Annotated in this window: 23 protein-coding genes; 16 read left to right on the top strand and 7 right to left on the bottom strand. The window is 66.4% G+C overall.

All coding sequences use genetic code 11. The features are described 5' to 3' along the window. Window positions 1-82: 82 nt before the first annotated feature. Genes L0U84_RS05095 through L0U84_RS05085 form a run of 3 tightly spaced genes read left to right on the top strand, consistent with a single transcriptional unit; the run spans window position 83 to window position 2,908 of the window. Entirely contained in the window at window positions 83-577 is a 495-nt protein-coding gene (locus L0U84_RS05095) for a DUF2069 domain-containing protein (protein WP_442794025.1), read from the top strand. 53 nt (window positions 578-630) lie between these two features. Continuing rightward, the gene (locus L0U84_RS05090) at window positions 631-2,049 is read left to right on the top strand and encodes an FAD-binding oxidoreductase (RefSeq protein ID WP_233848248.1); all 1,419 of its coding nucleotides are present in this window, start codon (window positions 631-633) and stop codon (window positions 2,047-2,049) included. 52 nt (window positions 2,050-2,101) lie between these two features. Further along, the gene (locus L0U84_RS05085) at window positions 2,102-2,908 is read left to right on the top strand and encodes a metallophosphoesterase (protein WP_233848247.1); all 807 of its coding nucleotides are present in this window, start codon (window positions 2,102-2,104) and stop codon (window positions 2,906-2,908) included. 59 nt (window positions 2,909-2,967) lie between these two features. On the opposite strand, the gene L0U84_RS05080 is transcribed toward L0U84_RS05085, so the two are convergent. Together L0U84_RS05080 and L0U84_RS05075 are read right to left on the bottom strand one after the other, a co-directional pair. Then, window positions 2,968-3,120: a hypothetical protein gene (locus tag L0U84_RS05080; protein WP_233848240.1), complete on the bottom strand. Its 153-nt coding sequence runs from the start codon at window positions 3,118-3,120 to the stop codon at window positions 2,968-2,970. Window positions 3,121-3,374: 254 nt separating this feature from the next. Continuing rightward, on the bottom strand, window positions 3,375-4,313 hold the full coding sequence (locus tag L0U84_RS05075) for a LysR family transcriptional regulator (protein WP_233848238.1): 939 nt from the start codon (window positions 4,311-4,313) through the stop codon (window positions 3,375-3,377). A gap of 211 nt (window positions 4,314-4,524) precedes the next feature. Between L0U84_RS05075 and L0U84_RS05070 the strand changes: the two genes are divergently transcribed. From L0U84_RS05070 to L0U84_RS05055, 4 genes are read left to right on the top strand one after another with little or no spacing between them, the layout of a single operon-like run. Continuing rightward, on the top strand, window positions 4,525-6,123 hold the full coding sequence (locus L0U84_RS05070) for an efflux transporter outer membrane subunit (protein WP_233848236.1): 1,599 nt from the start codon (window positions 4,525-4,527) through the stop codon (window positions 6,121-6,123). 8 nt (window positions 6,124-6,131) lie between these two features. After that, entirely contained in the window at window positions 6,132-8,351 is a 2,220-nt protein-coding gene (locus L0U84_RS05065; protein ID WP_233848233.1) for an FUSC family protein, read from the top strand. Continuing rightward, complete coding sequence (locus L0U84_RS05060; RefSeq protein ID WP_129963269.1) at window positions 8,341-8,541, top strand: DUF1656 domain-containing protein; 201 nt, start codon at window positions 8,341-8,343, stop codon at window positions 8,539-8,541. Before L0U84_RS05065 ends, L0U84_RS05060 begins: the two co-directional genes overlap by 11 nt. Before the next feature lie 13 nt (window positions 8,542-8,554). Next, the gene (locus L0U84_RS05055) at window positions 8,555-9,460 is read left to right on the top strand and encodes an efflux RND transporter periplasmic adaptor subunit (protein WP_233848231.1); all 906 of its coding nucleotides are present in this window, start codon (window positions 8,555-8,557) and stop codon (window positions 9,458-9,460) included. A gap of 20 nt (window positions 9,461-9,480) precedes the next feature. Here L0U84_RS05055 and L0U84_RS05050 read toward each other — a convergent pair whose 3' ends face one another. Then, the gene (locus tag L0U84_RS05050) at window positions 9,481-11,082 is read right to left on the bottom strand and encodes a methyl-accepting chemotaxis protein (protein ID WP_233851941.1); all 1,602 of its coding nucleotides are present in this window, start codon (window positions 11,080-11,082) and stop codon (window positions 9,481-9,483) included. Window positions 11,083-11,176: 94 nt separating this feature from the next. On the opposite strand from L0U84_RS05050, the gene L0U84_RS05045 reads away from it, so the two are divergent. From L0U84_RS05045 to L0U84_RS05005, 9 genes are all read left to right on the top strand, one after another. Continuing rightward, complete coding sequence (locus tag L0U84_RS05045) at window positions 11,177-11,428, top strand: hypothetical protein (protein ID WP_233848229.1); 252 nt, start codon at window positions 11,177-11,179, stop codon at window positions 11,426-11,428. A gap of 134 nt (window positions 11,429-11,562) precedes the next feature. Then, window positions 11,563-12,828 carry an MFS transporter gene (locus L0U84_RS05040; RefSeq protein WP_233848227.1) on the top strand — a complete coding sequence of 422 codons (1,266 nt, stop codon included), beginning with the start codon at window positions 11,563-11,565 and terminating at the stop codon, window positions 12,826-12,828. A 943-nt stretch (window positions 12,829-13,771) separates the two neighbouring features. After that, window positions 13,772-14,713: a UDP-2,3-diacylglucosamine diphosphatase gene (locus L0U84_RS05035; protein ID WP_233848226.1), complete on the top strand. Its 942-nt coding sequence runs from the start codon at window positions 13,772-13,774 to the stop codon at window positions 14,711-14,713. Between the two features lie 48 nt (window positions 14,714-14,761). Then, complete coding sequence (locus tag L0U84_RS05030) at window positions 14,762-15,793, top strand: glycosyltransferase family 4 protein (RefSeq protein WP_233851940.1); 1,032 nt, start codon at window positions 14,762-14,764, stop codon at window positions 15,791-15,793. 20 nt (window positions 15,794-15,813) lie between these two features. After that, complete coding sequence (locus L0U84_RS05025) at window positions 15,814-16,473, top strand: diacylglycerol kinase (RefSeq protein ID WP_233848225.1); 660 nt, start codon at window positions 15,814-15,816, stop codon at window positions 16,471-16,473. Between the two features lie 317 nt (window positions 16,474-16,790). Continuing rightward, window positions 16,791-17,516, top strand: a complete 726-nt coding sequence (locus L0U84_RS05020; RefSeq protein WP_018419991.1) for a TetR/AcrR family transcriptional regulator — start codon at window positions 16,791-16,793, stop codon at window positions 17,514-17,516. Between the two features lie 2 nt (window positions 17,517-17,518). Continuing rightward, complete coding sequence (locus L0U84_RS05015; RefSeq protein ID WP_233848220.1) at window positions 17,519-18,106, top strand: TIGR00730 family Rossman fold protein; 588 nt, start codon at window positions 17,519-17,521, stop codon at window positions 18,104-18,106. A 64-nt stretch (window positions 18,107-18,170) separates the two neighbouring features. Continuing rightward, entirely contained in the window at window positions 18,171-18,917 is a 747-nt protein-coding gene (locus tag L0U84_RS05010) for an SDR family oxidoreductase (RefSeq protein ID WP_233848219.1), read from the top strand. 286 nt (window positions 18,918-19,203) lie between these two features. Beyond that, window positions 19,204-21,246: an ArnT family glycosyltransferase gene (locus L0U84_RS05005; protein WP_233848218.1), complete on the top strand. Its 2,043-nt coding sequence runs from the start codon at window positions 19,204-19,206 to the stop codon at window positions 21,244-21,246. Window positions 21,247-21,300: 54 nt separating this feature from the next. Here L0U84_RS05005 and L0U84_RS05000 read toward each other — a convergent pair whose 3' ends face one another. The 4 genes from L0U84_RS05000 to L0U84_RS04985 form a co-directional block, all read right to left on the bottom strand. Further along, on the bottom strand, window positions 21,301-21,945 hold the full coding sequence (locus tag L0U84_RS05000; protein WP_233848217.1) for a DUF924 family protein: 645 nt from the start codon (window positions 21,943-21,945) through the stop codon (window positions 21,301-21,303). Continuing rightward, complete coding sequence (locus L0U84_RS04995; RefSeq protein WP_233848216.1) at window positions 21,938-22,351, bottom strand: group II truncated hemoglobin; 414 nt, start codon at window positions 22,349-22,351, stop codon at window positions 21,938-21,940. Before L0U84_RS04995 ends, L0U84_RS05000 begins: the two co-directional genes overlap by 8 nt. Window positions 22,352-22,387: 36 nt before the next feature. Continuing rightward, window positions 22,388-24,877 carry an ABC transporter permease gene (locus L0U84_RS04990; RefSeq protein ID WP_233851938.1) on the bottom strand — a complete coding sequence of 830 codons (2,490 nt, stop codon included), beginning with the start codon at window positions 24,875-24,877 and terminating at the stop codon, window positions 22,388-22,390. Between the two features lie 101 nt (window positions 24,878-24,978). After that, window positions 24,979-25,590 (bottom strand): DUF4126 domain-containing protein, encoded by a 612-nt coding sequence (locus L0U84_RS04985; protein ID WP_129959608.1) that lies wholly within the window; start codon window positions 25,588-25,590, stop codon window positions 24,979-24,981. Between the last annotated feature and the right edge of the window lie 195 nt (window positions 25,591-25,785).

Here is a 25,785-nt window from a genome sequence, read left to right as displayed (position 1 = left end):
CGAACGCGACACAGCCCTGCGGGACGCTCGCGGCGCTGAAGCTGCGATCACGAACTCCGACGACCATCCCAAGGCGGCAACCGTGAGCCTCGCGGCAAATGCAGCAAACGCGTCGGCCTCGGCACCCCTCGCGCCCGTGCAGCCCAAAGGCGCCGCCGCGCTCCTCGCCACTTTCACGCTCGTCGCGATGATCGTGCTTGCCGTCGCATGGGAATGGTGGCTCGCGCCGTTGCGCCCCGGCGGCTCGCTGCTCGTGCTGAAAGCGTTGCCGCTGCTCTCCGCGTTGCCGGGCGTGTGGCGACGCCGGCTCTATACGCTGCAGTGGGCGTCGATGCTGATTCTGCTGTATTTCGCCGAGGGCATTGTTCGAGGTTGGAGCGATCATGGCTTGAGCGCCCGGCTCGGCTGGCTGCAAGCGGCGCTTGCCGTGATCTTCTTCGCCTGCGCGCTCGCGTATGTCGGGCCATTCAAGCGCGCGGCGAAGCGAACCGCGAGACAGGCTGCAAATCAGGCTGCAAATCAGGCCGCAAACCAGGCGGCCCGGCAGGCTGCCGGCGAACCGCCGCCGCCCGCCTGACAGCCTCCACGCTCCGACACCGTGCCCGCACCTAACACCGCCAACCGCCCCACATGAACCACACCGCTTTTATCGCCGCCTGCCGCGACGCCATCGGCGCGGCCCACGTACTGACCGATCCGCACGACACCGCGCCCTTCCTGACAGACTGGCGCCGCCGCTACACCGGCGCGGCCTGCGCGGTGCTGTGCCCGGCCACGTCCACCGAAGCCGCTGCGCTCGTCAGGCTCGCGGTCGACCATCGCGTCGCGCTGGTGCCGCAGGGCGGCAACACCGGCCTCGCGGGCGGCGCGACACCCGACACGAGCGGCTCGCAGGCGGTCATCAGCCTACGTCGCCTGAACCGCGTGCGTGACATCGATCCGCACAACAACACGATCACCGTCGAAGCCGGCGTGATCCTCGCCGACGTGCAAAAGCACGCCGAAGCGGCCGGGCGTCTGTTTCCTCTGAGCCTCGCCGCCGAAGGCAGCTGCACGATCGGCGGCAATCTGTCGACCAACGCGGGGGGTACCGGTGTGCTGCGCTACGGCAACACGCGCGAGCTATGCCTGGGCCTCGAAGTGGTGACACCGCAAGGCGAACTGTGGGACGGCCTGCGCGGTCTGCGCAAGGACAACACCGGCTACGATCTGCGCGACCTGTTCATCGGCGCGGAAGGCACGCTCGGCCTGATCACCGCGGCCGTGCTGAAGCTGCATCCGCAGCCGGCCGCGCGCGTGACCGCGCTCGCCGCGCTCGCGTCGCCCCATGCGGCGCTCGATTTTCTCGCGCTCACCCAACGCGTCGCCGGGCCGCTGCTGACCGGCTTCGAGCTGATGTCGGATTTCTGTTTGCGCCTCGTCGGCCGGCATTTCGAGCAGATGCGTTATCCGTTCACCGAACCGCATGCGCAGGTCGTGCTGCTCGAACTGTCCGACAGCGAAAGCGAAGTGCACGCGCGCACGCTGTTCGAGGGGCTGATGGAAACCGCGCTCGAGCAGGGTCTGGTGGAAGATGCCGTGGTCGCGGAAAACCTCGCGCAGTCGCGCGCGTTCTGGAATCTGCGCGAGCACATTCCGCTCGCGCAGGCCGAGGAAGGCCTGAACATCAAGCACGACATCGCGGTGCCGATTTCACGCATTGGCCACTTCATCGAGTCGACCGATGCGGCGATTGCGCAAGCCGCGCCGGGCGCACGCATGGTCACGTTCGGCCATCTCGGCGACGGCAATCTGCACTACAACGTGCAGGCACCCGAGGGCGTCGATGCGAAGGCGTTCCTGCGGGAGTACCAGAGCCCGATCAACCGGATCGTCTACGACAGCGTGGATGCGCATCGCGGCAGCATCAGTGCGGAACACGGGCTTGGCCAACTGAAGATCGACGAGGCCGCGCACTACAAGCAGGACGTCGAGGTGCGGATGATGCGCGCAATCAAGCAGGCGCTCGATCCGTTGAACCTGATGAATCCGGGCAAGGTGCTACGCTAATGTCAGAAGCCTCCGCGATCCGGCGTGGAGGCGTTTCGCAGGAGTCGCGTCCGTGAAGATTCGCGTGCTGTCCGATCTGCATCTGGAAAACGACGAGCCTGAACTGATCCCGCATGCGCAGGCGGATCTGATCGTGCTGGCGGGCGACATCCACAACCATGCGGCGGGCCCGCGCTGGGCCGCGCAGGCGTTCGACGACACGGTGCCGGTCGTCTACGTGCCGGGCAATCACGAGTACTACGACGGCGAGTTCGGTGCGTTGGAGAGCGCCACGCTCGACGCGGCCGCGCAGGTCGACAACCTGCATGTGCTGAACAACGCCGCGTTCGTCGATCCAGAAGGCCGTTGGCGCGTGCTCGGCACGACGCTGTGGACCGACTTCGAACTGTACGGCGCAACGCCCGACGCAATCGAGGAGTCGATCGTCGCCGCGCGCAAGGTCATGCTCGATTATCGCGGACTGATCCAGATGAACTGGCCGCACGACCCGCGCGACGCCGCTCGCGACTTCACGCCTGCCGATTCGCTTGCGCTGCACCGGCATGCGCGCGCGTGGCTCGAAAGCGAGCTGGCCAAACCGTTCGCCGGCCAAACGATCGTGGTCACGCATCACGCGCCGCATCGGCTGAGTCTGGCCGAGCGCTTTGCCGAAGACCGCGTGTCGGCGGGCTTCGTCAATCATCTGCCGGAGTTGGTGCGCGCGCCTGTCGCGCTGTGGATTCATGGCCACACGCATACGTCGTTCGACTATGTGGTGAACGGCACGCGCGTCGTGTGCAATCCGCGCGGCTATTTCGACCGACGCACCCGCCAGTGGGAAAATCCGCAGTTTGCGTGGGACAAGGTCGTCGAGATCTAGAGGGTGCTAGTAGCGGATGCTAGCGGGCCGGCTGCATCGGATCGACCCGCTCGCGTTGCTCACTGCTCTCGCCGCTGCGCGTCCTGTGACTCGACCTCGACCGGCACGAGCTGTGGCTGCTGTTCGCGCATGCGGCGCAGCAGATCGCGTGACGCGGCGACGCCAATCAGTCCAAACATGACGGCCAAGCCGATCATCAGGTGCGTATCCATGGATGTGTCGTCCTTCAGTGGTTGCGAGATGCCGAACGGCGGCGGATCCAGCGCGTCCGACCAAAGCGGCGACGCGTGAACGACACGTTAACAAATCGACTGCGCGGTAGAAGTAAAGAAATGTTGCGACGCGGCGCGTGTGTAACAGGGTGTCACGCTGCGTGCCGCACACCGCGTGCCGCACTGCGTGTGCCGGACTGCGCGTCCCGCACTCCGCGTGCCGCACCAACGTCAACCCATGACGAGCAGACCGTTCAGGTCCGCGCGAACTGCCGCAACTCCGCCTGATCCGCGGCCAGCGTCGAGGGCAACTCGTCGCGCAGGAATTCGACCCACGTGCGGATCTTCGCATCCAGATACTGCCGTGACGGATAAAGCGCATACAGGTTCATCTGCTGCGACGTGTACTCGGGCAGCAGCCACACCAGTTCACCGCTGCGCAAACCGCTGATCGCCGAGTAGATCGGAATCAGCGCCACGCCCATGCCCTGGGCGACGGCCACGACCATCGCTTCGGCCACGTTCACCTGGAACTTCGTCGAGCCGAGCGACACGATTTCCTCGCCGTTCGGACCTTCGAAGGTCCATTTGTCCGACGGATACACCGGTGTGACCATCTGCAGGCAGTTGTGCTGCGCGAGGTCCGCCGGGGTTTGCGGCACGCCATGTCGCTCGAGATACGCCGGCGACGCGCACGCAATGCTGAATGCGCTGCCGATGCGCTGCGACACGAGCCCCGAATCCGGCAGGCCGGTCGCGAGCGTCAGCGACACGTCGAAGCCCTCGTCGAGCAGATCGGGCATGCGCTGCGCGAGCGTCAATTCGACATGCACGTCCGGGTAGCGCTCCTGGTATCGGCCCACGGCCGGCACCACGTAGTGCTGGCCGAAGCTCGTCATCGCGTGAACCTTCAGCTTGCCGGACGGGCGCGCGTGCGCGTCGCTCGCCTCGGCCTCCGCCTGATCCACGTACGCGAGAATCTGCTCGCAGCGCTGCAGATAGCGCTCGCCGGCCTCGGTCAGCGCGATGCGGCGCGTGGTCCGGTTCAAAAGCCGCGTGCGCAGATGCGCTTCCAGATCGGAAACCGCGCGCGACGCATAGGCCGTCGTCGTATTCAGATGTTGCGCGGCGCCCGTGAAGCTGCCCGCTTCGACGACGCGGACGAAAACGCGCATGTTTTGAAGCGTGTCCATACCTATCCTCTGTCGACCAGTGCTGGCGCTTTAGCCCCTACTCCGGTCCCATGCAACTCAATTGCGAATAATCGGCAGCGATTGTTACACGATCAGCAATGGCAATTATCTCATAAAGCGTAAAAATGCCTTGCATCTTTACCGGTTATTCCGCAATCGATCGAAAAATATAATTGCGCACAAGGTTCTATAGTCAAATTTGGAGGAAATCGTGCAGTCTCCGGTACCCAAAGGGATCGCCGCAACCGCGGTTCTTACGATCCTATTAACAATCGCCGGGTGCGCAAGTACCGGAGGCGTGGCGCCGCAAACGCACACGATCGATCCTTCGTCGCTCGACGCGGGCAACGCGATCCGCGCCGCCAATGCCGACGCACTGTGGCCTGCCGCCGACTGGTGGCGCGTCTATAACGATCCGCAGCTGAATCAGTGGATCGCGGACGCGCAGGCGGGCAATCCGAGTCTCGCGGTGGCCCAGGCGCGCGTGCGCGAGGCGGCGTCGATGGCCGGCGTCGCCCGCGCGGCGCTCGCGCCTCAAGTCAACGGCAGCCTGTCGATCCAGCGCGAGCAGTGGCCCGACAACGTCTTCTACGGTCCCGGGCCGCTCGCCGGCGAGCAGTCGTGGAACAACACCGGCACGCTCGCCCTCGCCTATCACCTCGATTTCTGGGGCAAGGACAAGAACGCCGCCGAGCGCGCGCTCGACCTCGCGCACGCCAGCGCCGCCGACGCGCGCGCCGCGCAGCTCGAACTGCAGGCGAATGTCGTGCGCACCTATATCGAGATGTCGATGAACTACGCGTTGCTCGACATCGCGAAGGCCACGCTGCAGCAACAGCAGCAGATCGTCGACCTCGCGAACCGGCGCCTGAAGGGCGGCATCGGCACGCAGCTCGAAGTGAGCCAGGCCGAAACGCCGATGCCCGAGTACGAGCGCCAGATCGACGCCATCGAGGAAAAGATCGCGCTCGGTCGCAACCAGTTGGCCGCGCTCGCGGGCAAGGGTCCGGGCGGCGGCGACGCGATCCAGCGTCCGACGCTGTCGCTCGCCGCGCCGGCCGGTCTGCCGGCCGCGCTGCCCGCGGCTCTGATTGGCCATCGTCCGGACGTGGTCGCGGCACGCTGGACGGTTGCCGCGCAGGCGCGCGGCATCGACGTCGCCAAGGCCGGGTTCTATCCGGACATCAACCTGCTCGCGTCGATCGGCGGCTATGCGGCGATGGGGCCGCTGTTCCAGTTTCTGAAGAGTCCGTCGCATAGCTGGAGCGTCGGTCCCGCGCTGACGCTGCCGATCTTCGACGGCGGCCGGCTGCGCTCGCAGCTCGGCGCCGCGTCGGCGGGCTACGACGAGGCGGTCGAGCGCTACAACCAGTCGATCGTGGGGGCGCTGAAGGACATCTCCGACCAGGTGATCCGCATCCGTTCGCTGGCCACTCAGGCCGACGACGCCGACCGCTCGGTCGCCGCCGCGCGCAGGAACTACGATCTGTCGCGCGAAGGTTACCGGCGCGGCTTGACCGACTATCTGAACGTGCTGGTCGCGCAAAACCAGTTGCTGCGCGCGCAGGAAGGCGTCGCCAAGGTGCAGGCCGAGCGTCTCGGCGCGCACGCGTCGCTGATGACGGCGCTCGGCGGCGGTCTCGACGATCCGGCCAACGGTCCGCGGGACAACGAGACGTTGCCGGCGCATGGCAAGGGCAAGAGCGGCGCGGCGACAGCGGATACGGATGCCAACGCCACCGCGAAGACGACCGCAGGCCTCACCACCACCACCGCCGCGCGCGCCCCGAACGCGCCCGCGGCCGAGTGAGCCAGGCCATGTCCGCCTCCCCCTCTTCCTCCAGCGCGCGCCCCGCGTCGTTCGCCGCGCTCTACGAAGCCGCCGCCCACTGGGCGCGCACCGACGGCCTCGTGTGGATCTATCTGTTCAAGTCGCTCGCCGCGTGCTTCCTCGCGCTCGGCATCGCGATGAAGCTCGATCTGCCGCAGCCGCGCACCGCGATGACCACCGTGTTCATCGTGATGCAGCCGCAAAGCGGCGCGGTGTTCGCCAAGAGCTTCTACCGGATCTGCGGCACGCTGGTCGGTCTCGTCGTGATGCTCGCGCTGATCGGCCTGTTCGCGCAGCAACCCGAGCTGTTTTTGATCTCGACCGCGATCTGGGTCGGCATCTGCACCGCCGGCGCCGCGCGCAATCGAAACTTCCGCTCGTACGGATTCGTGCTCGCGGGCTACACGGCCGCGCTGATCGGCATCCCCGCGTCGCAGCATCCGGACGGCGCGTTCCTGAGCGCGCTCACGCGGGTCGCGGAAGTGGTGATCGGCATCATTTGCGCGGGCGCGGTCAGCGGCCTCGTGTTTCCGCAGTTCGCCGGCCTGCAGATGCGCGGCACTGTGCGCGCGCGCTTCTCGGCGTTCGTCGAGTACGTGTCGGCGTCGCTCGCCGGACGCAACGACCGCGCGCAGATCGAGGCGACCAATGCGCGCTTCGTCGCCGATATCGTCGGCTTCGAGGCCGCGCGCAGCGTCGCCGTGTTCGAAGGCCCCGATTCGCGCATGCGCGGCGGGCGCCTCGCGCGTCTGAACAGCGAGTTCATGACCGCGTCGACGCGCTTTCACGCGCTGCATCAGCTGATGAACCGTCTGCGCGACAGCAGCACGCACGGCGCGTCGATTGCGATCGCCGCGCTCGAGCCGTACTTCAAGGAGATCGCGCCGTTGCTCGCGAAGTCGGGCGAGCCGGTGCTGAGCGCGGCCGACGCCGCGCACGCCGCCGCGCAACTTGATACGTACAAGGCCGAGTTGCCGAGGCGAGTACGCGCGACGCGCAGCGAGCTCGAAACGCACCCCGACGCGCCGCTGCTCGATTTCGACACGGCCGCCGAGTTGCTGTACCGCTTCATCGACGACCTGCACGCGTACGCGGCGACCTACGCGTCGCTCGCGGTCGACACGCACGCGCGCGAACGCTGGATCGAGCGCTACGAGCCGAAAACCAACGCGATCGCGGCCGGCGTCGCGGGCCTGCGCGCGACCATCGTGATGATGGTGCTCGGCGCGTTCTGGATCGCGACGGCCTGGCCGAGCGGCTCGACGTTGACGCTGAACGCGGCGGCCGTGTGCGCGCTCGCGTCGTCGTCGCCCGATCCGAAGCGCACCGCGTTCCAGATGGCCGGCGGCACGCTGCTCGCCACGCTGATGGGCATGATCGCGGTGTTCGGCGTGTATCCGCACATCGACGGCTTCGCGATGCTGTGCGTCGCGCTCGCGCCGTTCCTGCTGCTCGGCGTGTTCATGACCACGCGCGCGAAGCTCGCGGGCTACGGCGTCGGCTATAGCATCTTCTTCTGCTTTCTCGCCGGACCCGACAACGTGATGCACTACGACCCGAGCGCGTTCATGAACGATGCGCTCGCGCTGGTGCTGTCGATGCTGGTGTCGTCGATCGCATTCGCGGTGCTGCTGCCGCCGTCGACGCCGTGGCTGCGCAACCGCCTGCTCGTCGACCTGCGCCGCCAGGTGGTGCTGGCCGGCCGCGTGGGTCTGGCGCGCGTGCGCTCGCGCTTCGAAAGCGGCGCGCGCGATCTGATGTTCCAGATCAACGCGCTGTCGCAGAACGAGCCCGAGACGAAGCGCGACACGCTGCGCTGGCTGTTTTCGGTGCTGGAGGTCGGCAACGCGGTGATCGACTTGCGCCGCGAAATCGCGACGCTGCCCAACGAGCCGCGCTACCACAAAGCGGCAGCTTGGCGCGTCGCGATGCGCGTACTGCGCGATGCGCTCGCGGCGCTGTTCGAGCGCCCGCGCGAGCAGCACTTCGCGCGCGCGCTCGCGGCCACCGCCGATGCGATCGCGCAGGTGCAGCAGATGATGGCCGGTTTCACGCCGTCGCGCGAAGAACGCCATCAGCTGCTGCGCATCCTCAGTCAACTGCATTTCATCCGTACCGCGCTGCTCGATCCGCAGTCGCCGCTCGCCTCGGCGATCGGCGCGCGCGCGGACGCATCAGAAGAAGAAGGAGTTCCTCATGCCGCGTGATATCGCCGTGCTCGATGCCTATGTGCCGGCCGTTCTGCTGCTGTTCATCGCGGGTGCCGCGCTGACCTGGCTACTCGATCGCGTGATCGCCTATACGGGCCTGTATCGCGTGGTGTGGCACCCCTCCCTGTTCCGGGCCAGCTTGCTCGTGTCCGTGTGCGGCCTTCTCGGCCTCGCCGTTTATCGTTGATCAGAGTCGAAACATGACCATCCGAAATCTTCTGGGCTTCATCGCGACAGCCGTCATTTTCACCGTCGCGATCCTGATTGGCCGCGTGCTGTGGGTCCATTACATGGACGAACCGTGGACCCGCGACGGCCGCGTGCGTGCCGAGATCGTCAACGTCGCGCCGGACGTGTCGGGCGCGATCGTCGATTTGCCGGTCAAGGACAACCAGTTGGTGAAGAAGGGCGACCTGCTGATGCAGATCGACCCGTCGCACTACCAGATCGCGGTCGAGCAGGCGCAGGCCGCCGTTGCCGCGCGCCGCGCCGAATTGCAGATGAAGCGCGACGACGCGCAACGGCGTGCCGACATGGATTCGCAGGTGGTGTCGAAGGAAAGCCGCGAAAACGCGACGCATACCGCGTCCGCCGCCGATGCCGCCTATCAGCAGGCACTCGCCGCGCTCGATGCCGCGAAGCTGAACCTCGAGCGCACCCGCGTCGTGTCGCCGGTCGACGGCTACGTGACCAACCTCTCGGTGTTCCGCGGCGACTATGCGAGCGCCGGCGCCGCGAAGCTCGCGATCGTCGACAGTCACTCGTTCTGGGTGTATGGCTACTTCGAGGAAACCAAGCTGCCGCACGTGCGCGTCGGCGATCAGGCCGAAGTGCGGCTGATGAGCGGCGGCACGCTGCAAGGCCACGTGGAGAGCATCTCGCGCGGCATCTACGACCGCGACAATCCGCAAAGCCACGAGCTGCTCGCGGACGTGAATCCGACCTTCAACTGGGTGCGCCTCGCGCAGCGCGTGCCGGTGCGCGTGCGCATCGACTCGGTGCCCGCCGACGTGATGCTGGCCGCGGGCACGACCTGCACGGTAGTCGTGCGGCCGGGGACGGGCTCCGCCACGGCGTCGGCGTCCGGGTCGAACAAGGCGAGCTGAGGTCCGCGCCGCCGCTCGTTTTACAGCCTGAACTGTCCCACCATCGCCTTGAGCCCGCGCGCCTGATCGTCGAGCGAGCGGGCCGCGGCGGTGGCCTCTTCCACCAGCGCGGCGTTCTGCTGCGTGCCCGCGTCCATCTGCGTGACCGCGAGATTGATCGCCTCGATGCCGGCGCTCTGCTCGGACGACGCCGCCGAGATTTCGCCCATGATGTCGGTCACGCGCTTCACGGCCTTCACCACTTCGTCCATCGTCTGACCGGCGTCCGCGGCGAGCGTCGAGCCGTTGCCGACGCGCTCGACCGAAGTCTGGATCAAGCCCTTGATCTCCTTCGCGGCGGCCGCGCTGCGTTGCGCGAGGTTGCGCACTTCCGCCGCGACGACCGAAAAGCCCCGCCCCTCCTCGCCCGCTCGCGCCGCCTCGACGGCCGCGTTCAGCGCGAGAATGTTGGTCTGGAACGCGATCCCCTCGATCACCCCGATGATGTCGCCGATGCTGTGCGCGCTGTCGTTGATGTCGTTCATCGTCGCGACCACGCGGCTCACGACCGCGCCGCCCTGCTCGGCGATCTCCGACGCGTTGTTCGCAAGCGTGCTCGCCTGCTTCGCGTTGTCGGCGTTCTGACGCACCGTCGACGTCAGCTGTTCCATGCTGCTCGCGGTGCGCTCGAGCGCGAGCGCCTGCTGCTCGGTGCGTTGCGACAGGTCGAGATTGCCCATCGAAATCTGGCCAGACGCGGTCGCGATCGCATCGGCGCTCGACGCGATGTCGGCGACCGTCGTCGCGAGTCCGCTTTGCATGTCGGACAGCGCGAACAGCATACTCGAACGGTCCTTGCCGCCGAGCGCGATGCGGTTCGACAGATCGCCGGCGGCGATGCGGCGCGCGATCTCTTTCGCGTACGCGGGCTCGCCGCCGAGTTGCGCGGTGAGCCGTCGCACGACCCACGCGGCGATGCCGAACGCGAGCACGATCAGTGCAAGCGTCATCACCGCGATCATCACGAACGACGAGCGGTAGATGAAGCCGGACGCGTCGATCGTCGCCTTCGCGGCGGTGCCGCGCTCGGCGACGAGTTCGTCGACGAGCTTTTCGAGCTTGCCGGTTTCGACCAGCAGCGAAACGTCCTGGGTGCCGACCTGCCAGTTCATCTGCGACAGATCGAGCGGCTGCGCTTTCACGAGCGTGACGAAGTCGCGCAGATGGCTGCTCCATGCCGTGACCGCCGCGGCGAACGCCTTCTGCTCGCCGAGCGCTTTCGCATCCGATGTATCGACATACTGCTGGAGCGTGCGCAGTTGCTCGTTGAGACCAGCGAGGCCGCGCTCGATGTCGGCGCCGAGTTCGTCGCGCTCCTTCGCGGTGGTTGCGGTCAGCAGCATCTTTTGCGCGCGGCTCGCGCGCAACATGTGGCCGCGCGCCTCCTCGGCGGCGCGGCTCGCGACGTGGCCCTGATCGTAGATCGATTGCGTCGAGGCGTTGAGCCGACCGATCTGCAACAACGAAAACACGCCGATCAGCAGCGTGCCGGCGAGCAGGATCGCGAACGCGATCCGCAGCGTCGCCTTTACCGACAGGCCGTTGAACTTCGTTGCCGCTGCGCTGTGTGCCACTGCTTTCATCATCCCCATCCCCACGTGTCGACGCGCCGGCAAGGTCGGTTCCGGCTCTGCGCTTGTCTCTCCGGGTCTACGGCAGCCTGCTTCGCGATCTTGAATGTCGCTCGATCAGACGGCGGCGGGTCGTGCGCCGCTTGCCGTTCCCAGTCCCATGTTCGACGCGCCGCTTCGTGAGCCGCGCAATCGCGAGCGCTTTATACCGCAGACAAAAAACCGTCAAAAAAAACCTCGGCGGGTCGGAGCAGACGATTCGCCTTTCATCGCCGACAGCGAAGCCATCCGGCCCCATGTCCGATTCGCGACAAAACTTGTCCTTACAATTCGCTCCGGCCACATTAAACTTCGCTAAACACTCAAAAAAAGCCGATTGCCGCGACGAAATGCCGCGGAGCTTCGCGAAACGCGCCTACGAAGCGCGCTTCCCGCGCCGGCTCAACGCCGATTTTTCATCTCACCGTTTGCCTGATCTTTTTCTTCTAGCGTATGGAAACGAGCCTCGATAAAAGCGCCCTCGCCGGCGCATCCGCCACGGGGGCGAGCGCGTCCCCGGCCGCCGCCGCGCCGGCGGCCGCGAAGGTGCAGCGCACCGTGTATTCCGTGCTCGGTGCGATCAGCTTTTCGCATCTGCTCAACGACATGATCCAGTCGCTGATCCTCGCCATCTACCCGATGTTCAAGGACAACTTCTCGTTGTCGTTCGGGCAGATCGGTTTGATCACGCTGACCTACCAGATCACCGCATCGCTGTTGCAACCGCTCGTCGGCAGCTATACCGACAAGCATCCGAAGCCGTACTCGCTGCCGGTCGGCATGGGCTTTACGCTGTCCGGGCTGCTGCTGATGTCGATCGCGCCGAACTTCGGTGTGCTGCTGATCGCGGCGGCGCTGGTTGGCTGCGGGTCGTCGGTGTTCCATCCGGAGTCGTCGCGGGTCGCGCGGATGGCGTCGGGCGGCCGCCACGGTCTCGCGCAGTCGCTGTTCCAGGTCGGCGGCAATGCGGGTTCGTCGCTCGGGCCGCTGCTTGCGGCGCTGATCGTGATTCCGCATGGCCAGCGCAGCATTGCGTGGTTCTCGGCGGCGGCGCTCGTCGCGATCGTCGTGCTCACGCAGATCGGCCGCTGGTACAAGCGTCATCCGTCGGTCAAGAAAGCGCGCGGCCAGGTGGCGCACGCGGTGCTGCCGCGTAACAAGGTCATGATGGCGATGAGCGTGCTGGTGCTGCTGGTGTTCTCCAAGTACTTCTACCTTGCGAGCATCAACAGCTATTTCACGTTCTATCTGATCGACAGGTTCCATCTGTCGGTGCAGGCCGCGCAGATTCATCTGTTCGTGTTCCTCGCGGCGGTCGCGGCGGGGACGGTGATCGGCGGGCCGATCGGCGACAGGATCGGGCGTAAGTACGTGATCTGGGTGTCGATTCTTGGCGTCGCGCCTTTTACGCTGCTGCTGCCGTATGCGAATCTGTTCTGGACGGGGGTGCTGACTGTCGTCATCGGGGTGGTGCTCGCCTCGGCGTTCTCGGCGATTCTGGTTTATGCGCAGGAGTTGATTCCTGGGAAGGTGGGGATGGTGGCTGGGTTGTTCTTTGGTTTTGCTTTTGGGTTGGGTGGGGTTGGTGCCGCGGTGCTGGGGCAGCTCGCTGACGCGACGAGTATTGCGTTTGTGTATAAGGTTTGCTCGTTCTTGCCTTTGATTGGGGTGTTGACTGTGCTGTTGCCGGATGTTGAAGGCAAGCGGGTTAAGGGGTGAGGTTTTGTTTGGGGTTGGGCCGGTGCTCATACGGTGTTGGCCTTTCCTTGTTGTGTTATCGGTCTATTAGCGTGGCCCCCTGTGCGGGGCGGCGCTTTTTCGTTGTTCTGGCTTTCTTGGCCTTTCCTTGTTGTGTTGTCGGTCTATTGGCGTTGCCCCTGTGCGGGGCGGCGCTTTTTTCGTTGTTCTAGCGTTCTTGGCCTTTCCTTGCTGCGTTATCGGTCTATTAGCGTTGCCCCTGTGCGGGGCGGCACCTACTTTCTTTGCTGCTGCAAAGAAAGTAGGCAAAGAAGACAGCTCAAACCGCTAACTCTTAAGCGGGTCCCCCGGTCGGCATGAGGTAGTGGTGCATCTGGAATCCGTGCTCCCGCACATTCCGCACCAGTGACAAGGCCGTCATTCCTCCGGCGGCGCTGCGCGCGCCGAATCCCCGTTCAAAAACCACTGGTTGTTTTAGCGCATCGCCGGGCGAGCCGACGGCCCCGCTGCGCGGGCCAAACCGTTGGGTCTCCTCGCAGACCCGTCCGCGACGCACGCAGTGCGGAGTGGGAGGGATGATGGCTTTGTCACCGGAGCGGAATGTGCGAGGGCACGGATTCCAGATGCACCACTGCCCCTTCCGAGCCAGGGGCCCCGCTTATGAGCTGGCGGTTTGAGCTGTCTTCTTTGCCTACTTTCTTTGCAGCAGCAAAGAAAGTAGGTGCCGCCCCGCACAGGGGCAACGCTAATAGACCGATAAGACAGCAAGGAAAGGCCAACCACGCTAGAACAACGACAAAAGCCCCGGCCCCGCACAGGGGCCCAACAACAGGCCAACCAAGCCAGAACAACGAACAAAACAGGCCCCGCCAAGGCCCCCCCGTAATAAGAACTTCTCATGACTGTCACGCCGAAGTCACGCGCGCCCGGCCCAATACGGGCACCGCCACTCGACGCGTGAGCCATGGACCCCAATACGTCCGCGACTTCCCTGTTTCGTCAAACCGGTCCGAGCGTCGACTCCGTCGCGTTCCGGCCCGCCCCGGGTTCTACTCATCACGGCCTGCCGCTGCCAGCGACGCCATCTCTCGATGCCAACGCCGACCATCACGACGACGGCCACGACGATCCGCACCGCTATCGCACGATCTGGCTCTCGGACATCCACCTCGGTTCGAGCGGCTGCCAGGCAGGTTATCTGCTCGACTTCCTGCGCCACAACGAATCGGAGTACCTGTACCTCGTCGGCGACATCATCGACGGCTGGCAGTTGAAAAAAGGCTGGTACTGGCCGCAGGCGCACAACGACGTCGTGCAGAAAGTGCTGCGCAAAGCGCGCAAAGGCACGCAGGTCATCTACGTGCCCGGCAATCACGACGAAGCCGCGCGCCAGTTCTGCGACCTCGCGTTCGGCGACATTCACGTGCGCGGCGAAGCGTTCCACACGACGCTCGCCGGCAAGCGCCTGTGGATCGTGCACGGCGATCTGTTCGACGGCGTGATCCAGCACGCGAAATGGCTCGCGTATCTCGGCGACACGCTGTACACGATGATCCTCGTGCTGAACCGCTGGTTCAACCGCATTCGCAGCAAGCTCGGCTTCCCGTACTGGTCGTTGTCGCAATACCTGAAGCATCAGGTCAAGAACGCGGTCAACTTCATCTCGTCGTTCGAACGGGTGATGACCGACGAAGCGCGTCGCCGCGGTTGCGACGGTGTCGTCTGCGGACACATCCACAAGGCCGAGATGCGCGAGATCGACGGCGTGCTCTATTGCAACGATGGCGATTGGGTCGAGAGTCTGTCGGCGCTCGTCGAGACCTATGAGGGCGAGCTCAAGGTGATCTTCTGGACCGCGCTGCGCGCGCCCCAGGCGGGCACGCAAAAAGCCCGCGCCACTGCCTGAGCAGTTCCACTCTTTAATTCCAAAGGGCCCGCAGCGATGAACAACGCGATGAAGATCATGATCGTCACCGACGCATGGGAGCCGCAAGTCAACGGCGTCGTGCGCACGCTGAAGAACACCCGGCGCGAACTCACCGCGCTCGGCCATCAGGTCGATCTGCTGACACCGCTCGAATTTCGCACCATTCCGTGCCCGACGTATCCGGAGATACGCCTGTCGCTGCTGCCGCGCCGTCGGCTGCACGAGCGCATCGACCGTTTCGCGCCCGACGCGTTGCACATCGCGACCGAAGGTCCTCTCGGCATGGCCGCGCGCGCGTATGCGCTGAAGCACAAGCTGCCGTTCACGACCGCGTATCACACACGCTTTCCCGAGTACGTGCAGGCGCGCTTTCGCATCCCGCTCGCGGCAACCTACAAGTTTTTGCACTGGTTCCACGGGCCGTCGCTCGCGGTGATGGCGCCGACGCCCGTCGTCAAGCAGGACCTCGAAAAGTTCGGCTTCACCAACGTCGTGCTGTGGACGCGCGGCGTCGATCTCGAGATCTTCCGCCCGATGGACTCGAAGGTGCTCAACACCGCGCGGCCGATCTTCCTGTACGTGGGACGCGTGGCGGTCGAGAAAAACGTCGAGGCATTCCTGCAGCTCGATCTGCCCGGCTCGAAGTGGGTCGCGGGTGAAGGTCCGGCGCTCGCCGAACTGAAGTCGCGCTATCCGCAGGTCAACTATCTGGGCGTGCTGTCGCAGGCCGAACTCGCGAAGGTCTACGCGGCCGCCGACGTCTTCGTGTTTCCGAGCCGCACCGACACGTTCGGGCTCGTGCTGCTCGAAGCGCTCGCATGCGGCACGCCGGTGGCCGCCTATCCGGTCACCGGTCCGATCGACGTGCTCGGCGACGGCGGCGCCGGTGCGATGCACGAGGAACTGCGCGAAGCCTGTCTCGAAGCATTGAAGATCGATCGATCGCATGCGCGCGCGTGGGCCGAGCGCTTCTCGTGGGCGGCGGCGTCCGCACAATTCGCCGCGCATCTGAAGCCACTGCGCGGCCCGGCGTATCGTGAGGAAAGCGCCGCTGCGTGATGCGGCGCGCGGAGCTACCCATGCGAAGCAGTCGATCCAGCGCCGAAGGCGCGTCGAACGGCGCACTGCGCGCCGTCGAGTCCACCAGCGACAACACGAGCATCGAACCATTCGACGACGTCCGCGAGCCTGGTGTAACCGCGCACGCGGATACCGTGCGGCGGGTGAACGGGGCGAGGACCATGAACGGCGGCGCCAACGTCGCGGGCGGCGCGCAGCACGACGCAACCCGCGACGCCCCCCACGAGCCGCTCAGCCCCGACGACCCGCTCGCCCCGCTGCCCTTCAACCCCTACAAAGGCAACCGCGGCCTCACGCGAGCATGGCACGCGATGAAAAACTCGCTGGCCGGTTTTCGCGTTGCGATTCGCGAGGAGAGTGCGTTCCGGCAGGAACTCACGCTGGCCGCGATCCTGATCCCGTGCGGCCTCGTGGTGCCCGTCGACCCCGTGTCGCGCGTGCTGCTGCTCGGCTCGGTGCTGCTCGTGCTGATCGTCGAGCTGCTCAATTCGAGCGTCGAAGCGGCAATCGACCGGATCTCGCTCGAGCGTCACGAGCTGTCGCGTCGCGCGAAAGATCTCGGCAGCGCGGCCGTGATGGTCGCGCTCGGCATGTGTCTGATGACGTGGGGGGTGATCGTCGGTCCGCTGGTGGTCGGCTGGATTCGCGCGTGGCTTTGAGGTTCGACGCGGGTCGAAGCGCGCATATCAGCGCACGCTTCATGCGCGGCCAACGCGCTCGCTCCGCCACATCCCCCGGAATGAAAATCCGCACAGGCGGTTGGGTATTAGAACGCTCGGTTTATAATCGTTTGACGGTCTCACAGGAAAGCGCTCGCGCGAACGTAATCGCGCCTCGCGTCATCCTGCCCTTTCGGGGGGCCCGCCGCATCGCAGCGGGTTCGGGAGAGCTCAAAATACCAACCGCATCCGGGTGGAACACGCAGCAGCGGCACGCCGCCGCGCGCCCCAGCCCGGCATAACCAGGGCCGGACGACATGGAAGCCAAACCTCCCCGCCGCACGCGCGAACGGATTCTCGAACTGTCGTTGAAGCTGTTCAACGAAATCGGCGAGCCGAACGTCACGACGACGACGATCGCCGAGGAAATGGAAATCAGTCCAGGCAACCTGTACTACCACTTCCGCAACAAAGACGACATCATCAACAGCATCTTCAGCCAGTTCGAGCAGGAGATCGAGAAGCGTCTGCGTTTCCCCGACGACCATCGCGCGACCATCGACGAAATGTGGTCGTATCTGCAATACATGGTCGATTTCACGTGGCGCTACCGCTTCCTGTACCGCGACCTGAACGACCTGCTCGCGCGCAACCGCACGCTCGAGACGCACTTCAAGCAGATCATCAGCCACAAGGTGCGCTTCGCGAGCCAGTTCTGCGAGCAGCTCGTCGCCGACGGCGAAATGGTCGCGACGCCGCAGGAAATGCAGGTGATCGCGACCAACGTGGGCGTGATCGGCACCTACTGGCTGTCCTATCAGTTCGTGATGAATCCGCGCAAATACAACGAGCAGGAAGCGATCCGCGAAGAGCTGCATCAGGTGAGCGTGCAGATCGTCTCGCTGATGGCGCCCTACCTGCGCGGCCGCTCGCGGCAGCTGTTCGACGACCTCGTATCGGGCACGCTGCCCAAGCGCGAGTTCTACGACTACCTGCCGCCGCGTGAAGGCGCCGCGCCTCGCAACGAATCGAAGGACAGTTGAGCATGAAGTCGGTGTGTGTCTATTGCGGCTCCTCGATGGGAGCCAACCCGTTGTATGCGCAGGCGGCGCGCGCGTTCGGCCGCGCGCTGGTCGAGGCCGATCTCGCGCTCGTCTACGGCGGCGGCAAGGTGGGGCTGATGGGCGTGATCGCCGATACCGTGATGGCCGAAGGCGGCCGCGCGGTCGGCGTGATTCCCGAGCTGCTGGTCAGCAAGGAAGTCGGTCATAACGGCCTGACGGAGCTGCACGTGGTGCCCGACATGCATCATCGCAAGAAGATGATGGCTGAGCTGTCCGATGCGTTCGTCGCGATGCCGGGCGGCGCTGGCACGCTCGAGGAACTGTTCGAGGTCTTCACGTGGGCGCAGCTCGGCTACCACGGCAAACCGGTCGCACTCCTGAACACCGGCGGCTTCTACGAGCCACTGATCCGCCTGCTTCAGCATACGATCGACGAAGGCTTCTTGCGCAAGACCTATCTCGACATGCTGCAGATCGACGCCGATCCGCTCACGCTGATCGGCAAGCTGCAACGCTACGCGCCGCCCGCGCGCGACAAATGGGCGACAGTGCAAAGCGACGCGATCTGAAGGCCGGTCCGCCGAACCCGAGCGAGGCGCGCCGCGCGCGCCTCATCCCTACGATGAGGTTGCGATGACGAAAGCTGTTCTGATCACCGGCGGCAGCCGCGGCATTGGCCGCGCCACCGCGCTTCTGCTTGGCGCGCGCGGCTGGTGCGTCGGCGTGAACTATGTTCGCGACCTCGCCGCCGCGCAGCAAACCGTCGCCGAGGTCGAACGCGCGGGCGGCCGCGCAGTGCCGATCGCCGGCGATGTCGCGAACGAGGCCGACGTGACCGGCATGTTCGATACGCTGCAGCAAACCTTCGGCCGCATCGATGCGCTCGTCAACAACGCCGGCATCGTCGCGCCGTCGAGCCAGCTCGCCGACATGGACTTCGCGCGTCTGAAACGCATGTTCGACGTCAACGTGCTCGGAGCCTATCTGTGCGCGCGCGAAGCGGCGCGGCGCATGTCGACCCAGCGTGGCGGCGCGGGCGGCGCAATCGTCAATGTTTCGTCGGCGGCGGCGCGGCTCGGTTCGCCGAACGAATACGTCGACTATGCGGGCTCGAAAGGCGCAATCGACACGATGACGCTCGGCCTCGCGAAAGAGCTCGGCCCGCAGGGCGTGCGCGTGAACGCGGTGCGCCCGGGTCTGATCGACACCGAGATCCACGCGAGCGGCGGCAAGCCCGAGCGCGCCGCGCAACTGGGCGCCACCACGCCGCTCGGCCGCCCCGGCCGCGCCGACGAAGTCGCCGAGGCCATCGTGTGGCTGCTCAGCGACGCGTCGTCGTACGTGACGGGCGCGCTGCTCGACGTCGCCGGCGGCCGCTGAGCGAGCGTCGCGCACGCCGCGACGCAAGCCCTGAATGGAACGCGCGGCCGGCCACGGCAGCGGCTGTTTCGGCGCGCGCGCCCTCTGCTCTCGTCTCCTTCCACGAATCCCCGTCGATCCGTCGCAAATGCGACATAAATGCGCAGGGAATGCGCGCCTCTCTTCACCTGTAATCTTCAGTAATAATGGGGCGCTACAATCACCCGGATCGTATGCATCCGCAGGCGACGTAAGCAAAACATAAGTACGAGGCCAACGCCGCCGCGTACGCTGACCAGAGAGTTCGATGCAAGACAAGCAGTCCACGCGCTGGCGCGCGCACAATGCCAGCGCGGCGGCCTCGGCCGCTCCGGCAGGCGGCGCGCATGAGGCCGCGCTTTCCGCCAGCACCGCGCACCACTTTACCGACGCGCAGACCCATCCGGCGGCAGGGGATCCGGCTTCGGCCGCAGCGATACACAGCGTCGACACCGCCCACGCAACAGGCTCCGCCGTTGCTGCAGACCGCGCCATGCGCGGCCTGCAGCGTTGGCGCGCGCTCGCGGCGATCCGTCCGCTGCTGTGGCTCGTCGCGCTGGCGATCCTGTGCGCATGGCTGATGCCCGGCATTCTTGGCCACGAGCCGTGGAAGCAGGACGAAACTTACACGTTCGGTATCGTCCAGCACATGCTCGATACCGGCGACCTCGTCGTGCCGACCAATGCCGGCCAGCCCTTCGTCGAAAAGCCGCCGATCTACGACTGGGTCGCCGCCGGCCTCGCATGGATGTTCGGCCGCTATCTGCCGCTGCACGATGCGGCACGGCTCGCGAGCGCTCTGTTCGCGGGCCTGACGGTGTATTACACCGCGCGCGTCGCGCGTCGCGCGGTCGATACGTCGAGCTGGTTCGACCTGCGGGTGATCGGTACGCTCGCGCTGTTCGGCGGGACGCTCGTCGTCGTCAAGCACGTGCACGACATGATGACCGACGTCGCGCTGATGGCCGGCGCCGCGCTCGGCTTTTGCGGACTGTTCGAACTCGTGCTCGTGCATCTGCGTGACGACCCGCGCGCCGCGTCGTATCTGCCGATGCGCGCGCAGGCCGCCCGCCAGACCGAACCGCTCGATGCCCGCGCGCGGCGTCACGCGATCATCAGCGGCGCGACGATGTTCGGCGCGGGCATCGGCGTGTCGCTGCTCGCCAAGGGGCTGTTCGTGCCGCTCGTGTTCGGGGCCACCACCTGCGCAGCGCTGCTGCTCTATCCCGCATGTCGCAGCCGCAGCTTCGCCGGCGCGCTCTGCGTCGCCGCGCTCGTCTGCGCGCCGTTCGCGCTGATCTGGCCGATCTGCTTCTACCTGCGCTCCGAGGCACTCTTCAAGGTCTGGCTGTGGGACAACAACGTCGGGCGCTTCTTCGGTTTTTCGGTCGCCGAGCTCGGCTCCGAAAACGAGAGCCGCCTGTTCGTGCTGCGCACCGTTCTGAGCGTCGGCTTTCCGGTCGTGCCGCTCGCTCTGGCCGCGCTCGCAGGTGGTGCATGGCGGCGCTGGCGCGATCCGCGCGTCGCGTTGCCGCTGCTGTTCGCGGGCATCGGTTTCGCGGTGCTGCAGAGCTCGGCGACGGTCCGCGAGCTCTACATCCTGCCGTTCATCGCGCCGCTCGCGCTGGTCGCGATGCAGGGCGTCGAACGCTTGCCGGCGCGCCTGCATACCGGCTGGGATATGACGAGCCGCGTGCTGTTCGGCAGCGCGGCCGCGCTCGTGTGGATCGTCTGGTCGACCATGACGGGCCCCGCGAGCAACCATGCGTCGCTGCATCTGCTCGGCCGCTGGCTGCCGCTCGACTGGGTGCTGCCGATCTCGCCCGCGCTGATCGTCGGCGCGCTGCTGCTGACGATCGGCTGGCTGTGGCTGCTGCCGTCGTTCAAGCACGCAGGCAAATGGCGCGGCGCGCTCAGCTGGTGCGCGGGCGCGATGCTCGTCTGGGGGCTCGTCAGCACGCTGCTGCTGCCGTGGCTCGACTACGCGAAAAGCTACCGCTCGGTGTTCCGGGACCTCGGCGAGAAGATGAATATCGAATGGAACGACGGCGACTGCATGGCGAGTTCCGGACTCGGCGAATCCGAAGCGCCGATGCTCTTCTACTACACGGGCATCGTGCATCAGCCGAGCGAAGATCCGCGCACCACCGCCTGCACGTGGCTGATCCAGGAAAGCCGCCGCGACAACGCGCGGCCGCCGGCCGGCGAATGGCGGCTGTTCTGGTCCGGAGCGCGGCCGGGCGATTCGGATGAACTGTTGCGCGTATTCGTGCGCACGCCCGTGGCGGGCAAGACGCAAGGCGACGAGTAGAGCCGCGCCGCGCGCCGCGCCGGGCGAGTACCGCCCGCGCGCGTCCGCGTTGATTCAGAACGACGAACCAGGCTCGCGCAGAAACGCGATCTCTGCGTCGCTCGATTCACGTCCGAGCCAAACGTTACGATGTGGAAAGCGGCCAAACCGCTCGATCACTTTCGCGTGGAGCAGCGCGTACTGATAGTAGCCCTCGCCGCCAGGCTCCTGAGCGAGCCGTTCGAACAGACGCAGCGACTCCCGCTGGCTCGCGAGCGTTTCATCGTGCTCGAACGGCAGATACGCGAACGCCCGATGCTGCACGTTCGGCAACAACCGATCGGCGCCGCTCGCGATCATCCGTTGCGCGGTTTGCAGCGCCTTGCTGTCGCTCGCGAAGGCGCGCGCCGTACTGCGATGGCAGTTGCGCGAAAACTGGTCCAGCACGATGACGAGCGCCAACGCGCCCAACGGCGTGGCCTGCCACGCGTCGAGTTCACCCGCGTTCGCCGCATCGATCAGGTCACCGAAACGCTCGCGCAGCATCGTATCGACGGCGTCATCGCGCTTGAACCAGAGCTTGCGTTCCGTGCCGTGCTCCGCCGTGCCCGGTGCGCCGAACCAGCAGTCGAGAACCTCGCGCGCCCGCGGTGCGAGCGCCGCACGGTCGGCTTCGGGCGAGTACGGCGCCGACGTGGCGTGCTGCGGCATGTCAGCCATTGCGGTTGCGCATCCAGTCGGCGGTTTCGAAGAACGAGCCGAGCAGGCGCTCGCGCAGCGGCTCGGGCAAGCCGACATCCTCCATCGCCCAGGCCATGCATCTGAGCCACTGGTCGCGCTCGCTCGACGCGATCGCAAACGGCAGATGCCGCGCGCGCAGACGTGGATGGCCGAAGCGAGTGATGTAATGATCGGGGCCGCCGAGCCAGCCGCACAAAAACCAGAACAGCTTGTCGCGCGAACCTTCGAGCGACGCCGGATGCAGCGCGCGGATCCCGGCGAAATCCGCCTCGAGATCCATCAGGTCGTAAAACCGGTCGACCAGTTCGCGCACGCGCGCCTCGCCGCCCACCCGGTCGAAGGCCGTCGGCTTGTCCGAGGACGCTTCGTCGTTCAAATCGCTCATACCCTGCTCAACAGCAAAAAAGATCAGAAAGAAAACTCACGCGTCGCGCAGCGATTGCAGCGCGGGCCGCGCCAACACGTGCCGCAGACTCAGCCATCCGCCGACGCCCGCACAGGCGACCCCGGCGGCAATGCCAGCAGGCAGCACCCACGGATCGAAGTCCAGATAGAACTCGAACACGTGCGTGGCCAGCATCGAACCGACGATCTGCGCGCCCACCGCCGCCATCAGGCCAGCCAGCGCGCCGACCGCGACGAATTCGGCCACCTGCACCGAGCGCACCTGACGATGCGACGCGCCCAGCGCGCGCAGCAGCGCGGATTCTCGCATACGCTCGTCGCGCGTGCCGGCGAGCGCCGCGTACAGCACCAGCACGCCGGCCGCGAGCGTGAACGCGAACAGGAACTGCACCGCGCCGATCACCTGCTGCAACACGCGCTGCACCTGCGCGAGGATCGGACCGGTATCGATCGCGGTCAGATTGGGATACGCGGCGATCAGGCCGTCGATCGTCGACTGTTTGTCCGCCGGCAGATGGAAGCTCGTGATGAACGTCGCCGGAAAATCCTGCAGCGAGACCGGCGGCATCAGCACGAAGAAGTTGACCTTGAATGACCCCCAGTCGAGCTTGCGCACGCTCGTGACCGGCGCCTCGACGGTGAGCCCGGTCACGTCGAAGCGCAGCACGTCGCCGGGCTTCACGTTGATCAGCTTTGCGAGACCCTGCTCGATCGAGATCTGCGGCTTCGTCGTGTCGCCGAACCAGTTGCCCGCGGCGATCCGGTTGTCGTCTGGCAGTTGCGTCGTGTATGACAGGTTGAACTCGCGGTCCACCAGTCGCCGCGCGTCCTCGCCCTTGAACGAATCCGGGTTGACCGCGCGGCCGTTGATCGCGACGAGCCGCCCGCGCACCATCGGCGACAGCGCCGCGCCGGCGATGCCGTGCCCGTCCAGATACTGCGTGACCGCGTCGCGCTGATCGGGCTGGATGTCGATGATGAATTCGTTGGGCGCATCGGGCGGCGTCGATTTGCGCCAGCCCTGCACGAGGTCGTTACGCGTCATCGCGATCAGCAGCAGGCACATCAGGCCGATGCCGAGCGCGGTGATCTGCAGCGCGCTCGTGCTGCTGCGCCGCTCGAGCGACGCGAGCGCATAGCGCCAGCCGATGCCCGCATTGACGCGCTCGCTGCGCACCACGCGCGCCGCGCCCCATAACGCGAGCCGCGCGATGCCGGCGAACACCAGCAGCCCGCCCGCGAATCCACCCGCGACGATGCCGCCGAGCTTCAACTCCCCAGCGGCGAGAATCAGCAGCCCCGCGAACAGCGCGATGCCGAATGCATAGGCAGCCCATGCGGTGCGTCCCTCCTCGCCCCATTCACGCCGCAGCACGCGCACCGGCGGCACGCGCGTGAGCGGCAACAGCGGCGGCAGCGCGAAGCCGAGCAGCAGCACGAGGCCGGCCGCGACGCCTTCGAACGCGGGCCACGGCGTCGGCTGCGGCAGTACCACGTCGATCAGGCCGCCGAGCCACGTCAGCAGCGCGAGATGTCCGAGGTAGCCGAGCGCCACGCCGAACACGCCGCCGATCACGCCGAGCCCGACGAATTCGAGCGTGAACAGCGCGCGCAGCGCCGCGTGGCTCACGCCCAGGCAGCGCATCGCCGCGCAGCCGTCGAGATGCCGGCGCATGTAGCGGTGCGCGGCCATCGCGATCGCGACCGCCGCGAGCAGCGCGGTCAACAGCGACACCAGCGTCAGGAAATGGCCCGCGCGATCGAGCGTCTGACGCACCTGCGGCTGGCCGTCCTGCAGCGACTCGAGCGCGACGCCGCGCATCTTGCCGCCGTCGACGTGGTCATGCGCGAACTGTGCGAAGCGCGCGACCGCGTCGTCGGCGCCAGCGACCAGCAACCGGTACGTGACGCGGCTGCCGTACGTGATCAGGCCGGTCGACTGCACGTCGTCGGCGCGCAGCATCAGGCGCGGCGAAAAGTTGACGAACGAGAAGCCGCGATCGAGTTCGCGCGTGATCAGCGCGGCGACTGTGAAGTCGCGATTGCCGACCTTCACCGCATCGCCGATCTTCAGCTTCAGCGCGTCGAGTAATTCCTGGTCGACCCACACGGTGCCCGGCGCCGGAATCGAGGTCGCCGGATGATCGGACGCACCCGGCGCCGCCGCGATGCGCAACGCGCCGCGCAGCGGATAACCCGTCGACACCGCCTTGACGGCGGCGAGCCGCGACGCCGGCTGCGCGCCGGTCGAATTGATCATGCTGGGAAAGATTGCCGTGGTGGCGGTGCGCAGGCCCAGGGCATGCGCCTCGGCGGCGAATTGCGGGTCGACCGGATGATCGGCGCGCACGATGAAGTCGGCGGCGATCATGCGCCGCGCATCGCGCTCGAGCCCCTGATGCAGCCTATCGCCAAGAAAGCCGACGCTCGACAACGCCGCGACCGCCAGCACGAGCGCGAGCAGCAGCATCGTCAGTTCGCCCGCGCGCCAGTCGCGCGCCGTCATCCGCATGGCCTGGCGCACCAGATCGATGCCGCCGAGCCGACGCGCCGGTCTCGTGTCGGCGCGCGTTCTTGAACCCGCCTTGGATCCTGGTAGTGCTTCGCTCAATCGTGCCTGCTCCTCGCAAATCGCGACACCATGTGCGTGGCCATGCCGCGAAAACCGCCCTGCACGCCACGCCACAATCGCGGCAACGCCCATGCCGCGAGCAGCAGAAAGCCTACCATCAAGACCAGAAACGCGAGCGGCGCGAACAGCGAGAGCAGCACGCCACCGGTGACGAGACCGTCCTCGGCGGTCGACGTGACGACGTTCGACACCGGCTCCGGCGACAGGTTGATCAGCGCGCGGGTGCCCGCCTTCGTCAGATGCGCGGTGCCGGCGAGCGTGCCGCCCGCGAGCGCGGCGACGGTCAGCAACGCCGGATCGGCGTGGCCGAGCGCGCCGGCGGCCAGCACGGCGCCGGCCGGAATGCGGATGAAGGTATGGATCGCGTCCCACAGCGAATCGAACGCGGGGATCTTGTCGGCGAGGAATTCGGCCAGCGTCAGCACCGCCGCGGCGCCGATCACCCATGGCGACGACAGCGCGGACAACGTGTTCGGCAGGTGAATGAGGCCCAGACGTTCGAACACGCCGGCCAGCAGGACCGTCAGGTAGAGGCGCAGACCGCTGCCCCACGAAAGGCCCGCTGCAAGCGAAAGTGATTCAAGCATGGCCGCCTCCACGCGCTTTGTGCGTGCCGGGCGCCGCGGCGGGTACGAGCAAGCGTTCCGCGCCGAAGCCGTCAGGCTCGCCAGGCCGGCCGCGCCAGCCAGGCCGCGGACAATCTCAAGGTCGTTTCTGTCTCATTATAGCTACGTCAATTCGCAGAACGTAGAGCGGCGAAGCCTCGCTGTGGCTTTCCGGCA

The sequence above is a fragment of the Paraburkholderia sp. HD33-4 genome, from assembly GCF_021390635.1.
Classification (GTDB): domain Bacteria; phylum Pseudomonadota; class Gammaproteobacteria; order Burkholderiales; family Burkholderiaceae; genus Paraburkholderia.
Note: the sequence above shows the minus strand (reverse complement) of the source record. Positions and strands in the feature narration are given on the sequence as shown.